The organism is Paenibacillus sp. TSA_86.1, from assembly GCF_052691815.1.
In genome coordinates, this window is the sequence record NZ_JBQZGE010000008.1 from 217,764 (window position 1) to 227,758 (window position 9,995).

The 9,995-nt window shown below is 44.7% G+C and carries 7 protein-coding genes; 5 read left to right on the top strand and 2 right to left on the bottom strand.

The genetic code is table 11. The features are described 5' to 3' along the window. The first annotated feature begins 112 nt into the window (after positions 1-112). Positions 113-400 carry a stage VI sporulation protein F gene (locus tag ACUTVW_RS17390; protein ID WP_445646941.1) on the top strand — a complete coding sequence of 96 codons (288 nt, stop codon included), beginning with the start codon at positions 113-115 and terminating at the stop codon, positions 398-400. 1,045 nt (positions 401-1,445) lie between these two features. On the opposite strand, the gene ACUTVW_RS17395 is transcribed toward ACUTVW_RS17390, so the two are convergent. Together ACUTVW_RS17395 and ACUTVW_RS17400 are read right to left on the bottom strand one after the other, a co-directional pair. Beyond that, a complete protein-coding gene (locus ACUTVW_RS17395) occupies positions 1,446-3,026 on the bottom strand; it encodes a response regulator (RefSeq protein ID WP_445646942.1) in 1,581 nt (526 codons plus the stop codon). 17 nt (positions 3,027-3,043) lie between these two features. Continuing rightward, positions 3,044-4,840, bottom strand: a complete 1,797-nt coding sequence (locus ACUTVW_RS17400) for a sensor histidine kinase (protein WP_445646943.1) — start codon at positions 4,838-4,840, stop codon at positions 3,044-3,046. Between the two features lie 130 nt (positions 4,841-4,970). Here ACUTVW_RS17400 and ACUTVW_RS17405 point away from each other — a divergent pair, with 130 nt between their 5' ends. The 4 genes from ACUTVW_RS17405 to ACUTVW_RS17420 all read left to right on the top strand — a co-directional run bounded on the left by ACUTVW_RS17405 (position 4,971) and on the right by ACUTVW_RS17420 (position 9,698). Then, on the top strand, positions 4,971-6,299 hold the full coding sequence (locus ACUTVW_RS17405) for an ABC transporter substrate-binding protein (RefSeq protein ID WP_445646944.1): 1,329 nt from the start codon (positions 4,971-4,973) through the stop codon (positions 6,297-6,299). Between the two features lie 82 nt (positions 6,300-6,381). Beyond that, positions 6,382-7,260, top strand: a complete 879-nt coding sequence (locus ACUTVW_RS17410) for a carbohydrate ABC transporter permease (RefSeq protein ID WP_445646945.1) — start codon at positions 6,382-6,384, stop codon at positions 7,258-7,260. Continuing rightward, on the top strand, positions 7,257-8,093 hold the full coding sequence (locus ACUTVW_RS17415; RefSeq protein ID WP_445646946.1) for a carbohydrate ABC transporter permease: 837 nt from the start codon (positions 7,257-7,259) through the stop codon (positions 8,091-8,093). The genes ACUTVW_RS17410 and ACUTVW_RS17415 overlap by 4 nt, the downstream gene beginning before the upstream one ends. A gap of 15 nt (positions 8,094-8,108) precedes the next feature. Further along, a complete protein-coding gene (locus ACUTVW_RS17420; RefSeq protein WP_445646947.1) occupies positions 8,109-9,698 on the top strand; it encodes an alpha-L-rhamnosidase-related protein in 1,590 nt (529 codons plus the stop codon). The last annotated feature ends 297 nt before the right edge of the window (positions 9,699-9,995 follow it).

The following is a 9,995-nucleotide window of genomic DNA, read 5'->3' on the forward strand; positions in this document are numbered from 1 at the left end:
GACATGTGCTACGTTGGTTTTAAGGCATGTTTTGTAAAAAGTGACAAGTGACCAAGCCCTCCTGACATATGAATAAGAAGTGAGTTCATTTCTTTGGGAGGTGCTGTACGTTTTGGGTTACCAAAAATATGGAATCAGTCCGCAGCTGGTGGAGCGGATCAAACTTAAGATGAAAAATCCTGCAGTCAAAGAGCGGATTAAAAAGCTGATCGATGGCGTGACCAAGGCCGATCTGCAGGATAAAGCGAAGGTTCGCAGGCTCATTAAATCGTCGGCAGTCATTATGAATGAGAACTTCTCACCTGCACAGGAGGAGCAATTTGTTACTTTTGTCATCGCACAGAAGATTGATCCGAATAACACGTTTCATTTGATTAAGTTGTGGGGCATGTTTAGGTGAAGTTGAATGTAATGCTGTCCTGCAAAGAAAGATGGGTGTTTACACGCGGCACTCCGAGGACAGAATACCCTTCTGATCGCTGTTATCCCCGGATTTATTTTGAATTACCCTCTTTAGGGTAAAATCCGGTGATAAGCGTATGCTTCCGATGTAGCTTTCTTGCAGAAAGCTTTCAGGCGCCCGCTCGCGCTTCTTTAGGCTATTTCTGTCCTCTCCGTTAATGTGTAAACGAACGTTCTTTTGAAAGGCCGCATTACATTCAAAGTGGAATGGTCATATAAGGAAGGGTGTTTCATCAGTCATGTGTGACTTGATGAAATGCCCTTTTGGATTTTTTCAGAGAGGATAACCTTTGCTTTCCCCCACTTGGAAGGGAAGACTGCAGCATACGAGTAGTGTAGACATAATGTCACAATACGAGATGCGAGATGTTTGACAGTTATCGGGCTCTGTTATTTTTTTGATAGATGTGAAGGAAGTTAGATTGGAAATGTGAGAGGGCAGCAGGGAGCTTGGTTTTTCTAACGATCACCAGAGACGCTATTTAGGGTGTATCATGCCTTTTTATTTTCTAACGATCTCAGGGAAGCTTATTTGAGTAGTTCGACGCTAAAATGGGCTGATTTCTTCTGTTTTTGCTGAAATAAGCTCTGTGGTGATCGTTACAATTCCAGACAGCTCTATTTCGATCAAATAAGCTCATCTGAGATCGTTAGAATTTGGAGTTCTACGTTGAGAAGGCTTACTTGGAGGCTTTGTTCGTTGGCTTTGCAACCATAATTGAAAAATGCAAAAAAAACTTGTGTTAGCTAACGTTTGCTGTGTAACAAAGGTTGTAGTGTTGACTAGCGTTTGCTGTGGAAGAAAAGTTGGTCGATTCAGCCAAGTGAGGATAGTGGAAGAAGGATATAGTGTTGGCTTTTTTTCTATGTGCTTTCCAAGCTTCACTGTGGGATCACCGTTCTCGCTACCAGTCTAGCATTTTCTGTGTAGGAGAAGATGTAAGGTGCTTGTACCAAACGGTATAATCCAAAAAACCAGGTCATCATCCATGACCTGGTTTTTTGATGTTGTAAGTCACTTTATGCTGTTTCCGGAACTCTTCGGGGGTCAGGCCCGTTACTTTTTTGAATACACGGAAGAAGTATTTTGGATTATCGTAACCAAGCTGCTTGGCAATACGGTAGACTTTGTCCTCGGTCAAGGTTAAGGCGCGCTTTGCTTGATCAATACGCAGGCGGTTAACGTAATCTGTGAAGTTCTCGCCGTGTTTTTCTTTAAACAGATAGCTGAGATAGCTGGGGTTCAGGTAAAACAGGGAGGAGACCCATTCCAGCGTTAAATTTTTGGCATAATGAATATCGATATATTTCCTAACATTGTCGATAATCTGATCGGATCGATAAGGGTTATATTCTTGAAGTAGTAATGCTGTTCCTGTCAGCACCTTGTCCATATACTGACGAATGGATTCCATATCGAATGAGATGTCAAGCACGGCTTCGAGACTGGAGGAAGCATTTCCGTTGCCGCCGCTACCGCTTTGCAAATAATGTTGCAGTAATCGTTTCGTTTCAGTCACGATGTCCCGGCATTGCTCTTTCAGATGTGCGAGTAAAGCATCGGGCTGCTGGATGAAAAAAGCAAAGAAATCAGCAATTAACTCCTGAACTTTCGACACGCTGCCGCTTTCGATGGAAAACAGTAATTCATGCGACCGGCTCCAGCGTAAGGAAGACAGCGTGCTGTTCTCCTCTGTAAAGGTATAACATTTACCGAAATCGGTAATGGAGCGTTGGTCGAGAGCTAAAATAGTCTGGTGATGAGCATCACGGATATGACTTACATCGGATAGAGGAAGACTAATTCCGATACAACATTCTGCTGTTGTTGTTTCTGCAAGGATATGCTCCGCATATAGGCCGGCACGTTTCTGCAGTTCAGCAACAGCGTCGCCTTGATCATACGTCATCAGAAAAACAAGTTGTTCTGATTGGGGATGCGGGATATACAGACTTTGCGGAAAAGAAGGAAGCTGCTCTACGATGCAGGGTCTAGGACTATAGATCATTATAAAAACCAGAAGCTCTGCTTCCAGAAGGACAGCGAATTCGCGGGAACGGAATACAGGGCGCTTCGCGGGTAGATGTGGACTCAGTACGACATGAAGAAAAGTCTGATGGTCGGCATCCATTTTCATTTGTTCTGTCTCCACCGTCAGTTGAACAACTTCTTGCTTCAGTGAGCGTTCCTGTTCAAGTGTTAATATCGCTTGTTGCAAGGCACGTTGAACTTCGTCCCGGCTAAACGGTTTAAGCAGGTAATTGACCACTTTGGCCGAGATGGCCTCCTGCATATAATCAAAATCAGTATGGCCACTGATCACGATGAGTTTGATATGGGGAAAACGCTGGCTCACCGTTCGGATTAACCATTGCCCGTCCATCTCGGGCATGCGCATATCTGTGAAGACGATATCAGGGCTGAAGGATTCGATCAATTCCAGCGCATCAGCTCCATTGTCTGCTTCACCAAGCAGGGTCATCTTATACTCTGATGCCTCCAGCTTTTTTAACAGACCTTTACGAATCAAATGCTCGTCATCCACAACGATAAACGTATACATAGCGGTCACCTCTACTCTCAAAGACTTGGAATCTCTACGATAATTCGGGTTCCTTGATCAACTTCACTATGGAAAGTCAATCCGTATCCGTCACCATAATACAGAACAATTCGTGAATGTACGTTTTTGATGCCAATGCTCTGCTTGAGCCTTTGACCGACAGCAATGAACTCCGGCGGCTGTGACAGATGCTGTCTCAGCTCATCTACCTGTTGAGATGACATGCCTACGCCATCATCGCATACTTCCAAGATAATCCGTTCATCTTGAATTTTGCCGGTAATCATAATCGTACCCTTGCCACGTTTATTCTCCAGGCCATGATAAATGGCATTCTCCACGAGCGGTTGCAATAGCAGTTTCAGCATGTGGCGATTCTGTATCTCAGGCTGCACTTGAAGCTCAAAGTTGATTTTATCACCGTACCTAATCTGCTGGATGGCCATATAATTTTCAACATGCTGCAGCTCTTCGCTGACGGTGACGCGTTCACTATCTGTTTTGATACTGTAGCGGAACATATCGCCCAGTGATTTGGTCATCACGACAATGCTTTCGACCTCTTCAATCTCAGCAATACTGTTGATCGACTCCAGCGTATTGTATAAGAAGTGAGAATTGATCTGTGCTTCAAGTGCTTTCATCTGTGAATCGAGTGTCAGTATTTTATGTTGATAGCTCTCCCGAATATGGGTATCGATATCCTTCATCATTTTATTGAATTCATGATAGAGGATTCCGATTTCATCCACATGTTTGCTTTTTTGCGGTTTGATTTTCACAAATTGATGTGATTTGGTCTTACGCATCATTTTGGTTAATTCAATGATTGGTTTGGTAATCAGGTTGGACAAAAAGAAGGATAACAGCAGAAAGATTACAGCACAGCTTACAGCAACATACAAAAATAGCTTTTGCGAGATGTTGTACTGCTCGTATAAGCGTTCAAGAGAGATGTTGGCAATCACATTCCAGTTATGTCCAGGCACCTTTTGTATAACGGTCATGATCTTATCCTGAATGGTTTTATACTGCGAACTACTGTTCACTTGCTCCATTGCCGCATTAAAGCTGGCAGGAAGAGGATGGCCGATCTGGTCACTTTCCGTGGAGTATAGTATTTTTCCTTGATTGTCAGCCAAATACAGGTTGGAGAGACTAGGGGCAGGATTCCGTTTCAATCCGTCAAAAATGTTCATCCCGCAATCCAGCATGAATACGCCGAGAAACTCATGATTGTTCGGATCGTAAAGGGCTCTTGAGAAACCGATCGATTGCTTAGCATTTATAATATAAGGTTTAACGCCGACCTCACCAACATATAAATCGCCTTTCCGCTGAATGGTGTCGAGATACCATTGATCCTGAAGAGCAACGTAGTCTAAACGCAAATCCGTGCCACTGCTTCCATAACTGATCCATTTTCCGTCTGGTGTGAAGAGATACAGACCATTAATGTAATTGTATCCGAGCAAAATATTTTCAAAGATCAGCTTGAGCTTGCTACGTATCATAAAAATGTCGTACTGGTCATTCGTATTGTTCAGCTTCGTTAGTTCATCACTAACTGTACTGTAAGCGGTTGCATTGGAAGACTGCTGAAGAAGGGTGACCGAAATTCGGTCAATGTTCTGCAAAATCTCTTCCATACTTTTGACCGAATTGCCGATTGTTGTGGATGTAATCAGAGAAGTCTGCTCATTCACCAACTTCGTATAACTTCGGTAGGAACTCAGGGATACAACGATAATGGGTATGATCGACACAAGAACGAGGATCAGAAACAGTTTGGTTTTGATGTTGAACAGAATCATACGTGCTCCCCCTGCGAATGTCAATTCTAAAAATAGTGCACCACACAAGCTAAAGTAAATGTACTGATGAACGCCGTATGATGAAAATGTGCACAAAGCAAGAATAAACATGAATCGGGGGAATGACAAGATGAAAAATAGAAAACAACTGTGGCCTTTGACTTTAGTGCTGCTAATGACGTTCCTTAGCGCATGTAGTTCTGCCAGTCAGGAACAGGGAAGTTCCGACAGTAATGGGGGAGCCGGTGACTCTGTCAAACCGATCACGTTGACGATGATGCTCTCAGGAAACAAGGCGTCGGAAGGGGAGGACTTCGAACTCGAAACGTTGCCTCGTCTAGTCAAGGAAAAGTTTCCAAACATCACGCTGGAGGTGCAGAAGCTTCCTGATGATCAGTACAACACCTCGGTACGAACGAAACTGGCAGCTGGACAGGGGCCGGATATGTTCTGGATTTTCCCGAAAAATTCAGCAGGGGGAGTCATTGATTTTGCCAAAGCCGGATTTGCCGCTGACCTGTCTGACCTGAAGTTCTGGGATAATATCAGTCAAGGTGCAAAGGATGATATGTCTGTGGACGGCAAGCCATACGGCGTATCGAGTGGTATTGCATTTCTGGGGGCTTATTACAATAAGGAACTGTTACAACAGGTCGGTTACTCCGAATTTCCGAAAGACTGGCCTTCTTTCTTGCAATTATGTCAAAAGCTGAAGGATGCGGGGATCACGCCAATTGCTATGGGAGATAAGGATCCTTGGGTGATCCAATTTGGAATGTACCAGATTGCCGCAAATACGGTATACCCGGATGATATGGACTTTGATGTGAAACTACAAAAAGGTGAGAAATCACTGACTGATCCAAAGTGGATTGAAACGATCTCAAGGTATAAAGAGCTGTACGACAAGGGTTACGTGGTGAAGAACTCACTGGGTATTGGCAGTGCACAATCTGCACAGCTGTTCATTGATGGCAAAGCAGCGATGACATTGACCGGCACATGGGACTATGCTTCCATGACATCCAAAGGTGCAGCCGACTTCACTCGCGGATTCTCTTCCCTTCCAGGCAATGATTCTGGCAAACCGGTATATGTATCTGGTGCAACATCGGCCGGTTATGCGCTCAATGCAAAATCAGCCAATCTGGATGCGGCGAAGCAAGTGCTGAATTATCTGTTTGACGGAAAGTCAGAGTTGTTCAAAGCTTTTGTGGCTTCCAACAGTTCAATCAGTGTGTACAAAGGCGTGACATTGGAGAAGGAATTGTTCAAGGAAGTGAACGACAACTATCAGCAAACAGGCAACTCCGTATATTTTAGCAATCAGATGTGGCCTGCGGGAGTATCGGATGTGATGCAAGCCAAATTTGCAGAGATTATCGCTGGACAAAAGACAACACCTGAAGATGTCGCAGCTGCGATGGAAAGCAAATTTAGAGAGCTGTGGAAAAACTAGAATGAAGTGATTTGTCTGTTGCTAGGGAATGGCATTTCAGCTACTTCCCTGGCTGCAGTCTCCTTGGAGAGGATGAAGCAAGATGAACTCGACTGTCATGAAAAAGTCCATGTACTGGTTTGCTGTGCCCGCATTACTTTTTTACCTGACGTTCTGGATTTTCCCGATTCTGCGATTATTCCAATACAGTATAACGGACTATAACGGATATGCTCAGGCGTATAGCTATATCGGATTAGACAATTACAAAGATTTGTTTCGCGGCGATGTTCTCGGCGTATCGTTGAGAAATACACTGATCTATACGTTTGTTACGGTTGTTGTGGGTAATCTAATCGGTTTGGCGATGGCTTTGCTATTAAATATGAAAATAAGAGGAAAAGGAATCTATCGTTCTTTAGCCTATATTCCTACACTATTCAGTGCTATCGTTGTGGGATTTCTCTGGAGTTATGTATATATGCCCGATTACGGGCTGATCTCTTCCTTTCTGAATAAACTGGGTATTGCGAGTGAACTGAATTTCCTCGGTGATTATTCAACAGCCTTGTATTCCATCATCTTTGTGGAAATCTGGAAAACGATCGGGACTACGATGATTATTTTCCTGGCCGGTCTGCAAACGGTCCCGAATGATCTGTTAGAAGCGGGTCGGATCGACGGGTGCGGTTCTTGGCGTCTGCTGCGACATGTGAAGATACCTCTTCTGGCAACGGCTATCACCATTAATGTCACGCTTAGCATAATCAATGGGCTTAAGGCATTTGACTTTCCGTTTATTATGACCAATGGCGGCCCGGGTACAGCGACGAATACGTTAATCTTTTCGATCTATAAAATGGCATTTACCGAGCAACTCTTTGGCAAGGCTTCCGCGCTTGGTGTCATATCTTTTGCTGTAATTATCGTTATTACGGCAGTATTTGTACTGAAAATGAACAAGCGGGAGGTGTCGGCATGACTTCTCGTAAATGGATGGGAAAAGGGTTTACCCAGGTCGCTGTCATGCTGATTATGGCGCTGAATCTGATTCCACTGATCATTGCTTTTTCGACTTCACTGCGTGATCCGAAAGATAACACCAATCCGCTCGTCCTGTTTCAGGGTATCTCTCTGGCAAGTTATAAAGCTGCCTTCGAGCGCATGCATTTTCTGGAGGCTCTATGGAACAGCGTCGTGTTAACTGGGGTATCGGTCATTTTTGTCGTCCTGTTCGCGGCGATGGCTTCTTATCCGATGGCCCGGCTGAAAACAAGGCTCAGCAAGTTTATGTATTTATTTTTTCTGTCCGGGCTCGTGGTGCCTGCTCAGATGGTGTTGATCCCTATTGTACAGATGATTAATGCGCTGCATATTCCGACGAACCAGTATACTCCGATCTTTATGTTTATTACCTGCAGCTTGCCGTTTTCGACTTTCCTGTATACCGGCTTTATTCGCAGCGGTGTGCCAGAAGAGGTAGAGGAGGCTGCACATATTGATGGTGCCGGATTATTCCAGCGTTTCTGGACGGTTGTTTTTCCGCTACTCATTCCAGTGACGGTGTCCGTTATTATTACGCAGGGAGTATGGATCTGGAATGATTACTTTTTTAATATGATTTTTATTTCCGGAGCCGGGCAATCGCCTTTACCTCTGGCCATGCTTGGATTTATGGGGGATCAGCAAAACCCGACACAATGGAATGTATTGTTCGCAGCATGCTTTCTGTGTGCACTGCCGCTGCTGCTGGTTTTTTTATTTTTGCAAAAATACTTTGTTGGCGGTATGACGGTTGGTGCAGTTAAAGGTTAGGGAGGAGAATCTGAGATGAGTGAAAAGATCGTAAGTGAACGCAGGATGGGTCAACATATCATAAACGCATCATGGATGGATCAGGCGAAGCAAGGGATTCCAAAGCTCTACGAGCAAACGGTGTATCCGGAGCAGATCGTTCGTTCCATGTCAGATTCACGGGCATTTCAAGGATGGCGGATGGAAACGATAGGCCGGGCGTCCGTTTTGTCCGAGCAAACGCTGCGCAAGGGAGACGAGATAACACTGGATTTTGGCCAGCATCTCGTCGGTTATGTAACCCTGTCACTGCTGAACGTCCGAAGCAATGCAGATGCACCTTTGAGATTAAAATTGACATTTGGCGAGATGCCATGTGAGGTTGCAGAAGACTTTTCCACATATGAGGGGTGGCTTAGTCGTTCCTGGTTGCAGGATGAGGTGCTTAATGTAGATGTACTGCCGGGAACAGTTACGTTGAACCGTCGATATGCCTTTCGTTATCTGAAGATTGAAGTACTGGAAACATCGATTCGGTATGATATTCAAATCAAGGATATCTATTGCAGGGCGGTGACTTCCGCATCTATGGATACAGTATCTCCGTTGCCGGAAAACATCGATGAGGAACTGGCTGAGCTTGATCTGGTATCGATTCGTACTCTTCGGGATTGTATGCAAACGGTATTTGAGGATGGGCCGAAGCGGGATCGACGGTTGTGGATTGGTGATCTGCGTTTGCAGGCCTTGGTCAATTATGAGACATTTGGCTGTAATGATCTGGTGAAGCGCTGTTTATATCTATTTGCCGGATCAAGGCTGGAAGGTGGGCAAGTAGGTGCGTGTCTGTACGAAAAACCGGAGCCTTATGTAGATGACATCTACTTGTATGACTATGCCCTATTTTTTATTACTACATTATGGGACTACTACGAGGCAACGAAGGATCGGGAGACACTTGAGGTGTTATGGCCTGTTGCCAAAGAACAGATCGACATTGCCTTGTTAAGGCTGGATGCACGCGGCATTGTGCAGGATGATGAGACGTGGTATTGCTTCCTCGATTGGCATGAGCAGTTGAACAAACAGGCAGGTGCACAGGCGATATTGATCTACGGCATGAAAAGAGGGCAATGGATTGCCCGGGAACTGGGGTTGTCCGCGCAAGAGGAACAGATTCAGATGCAGGTTCAGCAGGCGGAACAGGCTGCGCTTCAATTTTTATGGGATGAGGAGCAAGGGTTATTCATTAGTGGTGAGGGACGTCAGGTGTCGTGGGCATCGCAGGTCTGGATGATTCTGGCTGAAGTGGTGGATAAGGATGCGGCGTGGTCATTGTTGCAACGATTGATGAAGCATAATGACGCAATTCAAATGAACACGCCTTATATGGTGCACCATTATGTAGAGTCGCTGCTGCAGTGTGGAAAAAAAGAAGAGGCCTTGGCGCAGATTCGAACATACTGGGGCGGCATGGTAAAGGATGGAGCAGATACGTTCTGGGAGCTATATAATCCCGATGACAAGACATATTCTCCGTATGGCAGTAATCTGATCAATAGTTATTGCCATGCCTGGAGCTGTACACCAAGTTATTTTATTAGACGAATATTTGCTTCTAAATAAATAGTGAGGGAGAGAGGTCAATTCGGATAATTCCGGTTGGCCTTTTTTAATTTTTACAGCATATCCTTTTCGAATATAAGCCCCAGATAGATGTGGAGGATTTAATTTGAAAATATTTATAAGGCTACTGGAGCTGCTTGATCGCACGATGGGGGTAGCGTAATGAGCAATTTTATAGAGCTAAAAAGTAGTGAACTGGCTTGTTACGTAGTTAACTCGTGACCAATAGGGAGAGTTCTGGAGCTAGAATAAAAAGTGGACACCCGTTAACGGACGGAAGGATAATAAGGGAACGGA

What these genes read in the sequence shown, in the direction of transcription:
- ACUTVW_RS17395 (WP_445646942.1), bottom strand. Translation starts at nt 3,026, where the DNA reads ATGTATACGTTTATCGTTGTGGATGACGAGCATTTGATTCGTAAAGGT.
- ACUTVW_RS17400 (WP_445646943.1), bottom strand. Translation starts at nt 4,840, where the DNA reads ATGATTCTGTTCAACATCAAAACCAAACTGTTTCTGATCCTCGTTCTT.
- ACUTVW_RS17405 (WP_445646944.1), top strand. Translation starts at nt 4,971, where the DNA reads ATGAAAAATAGAAAACAACTGTGGCCTTTGACTTTAGTGCTGCTAATG.
- ACUTVW_RS17410 (WP_445646945.1), top strand. Translation starts at nt 6,382, where the DNA reads ATGAACTCGACTGTCATGAAAAAGTCCATGTACTGGTTTGCTGTGCCC.
- ACUTVW_RS17415 (WP_445646946.1), top strand. Translation starts at nt 7,257, where the DNA reads ATGACTTCTCGTAAATGGATGGGAAAAGGGTTTACCCAGGTCGCTGTC.
- ACUTVW_RS17420 (WP_445646947.1), top strand. Translation starts at nt 8,109, where the DNA reads ATGAGTGAAAAGATCGTAAGTGAACGCAGGATGGGTCAACATATCATA.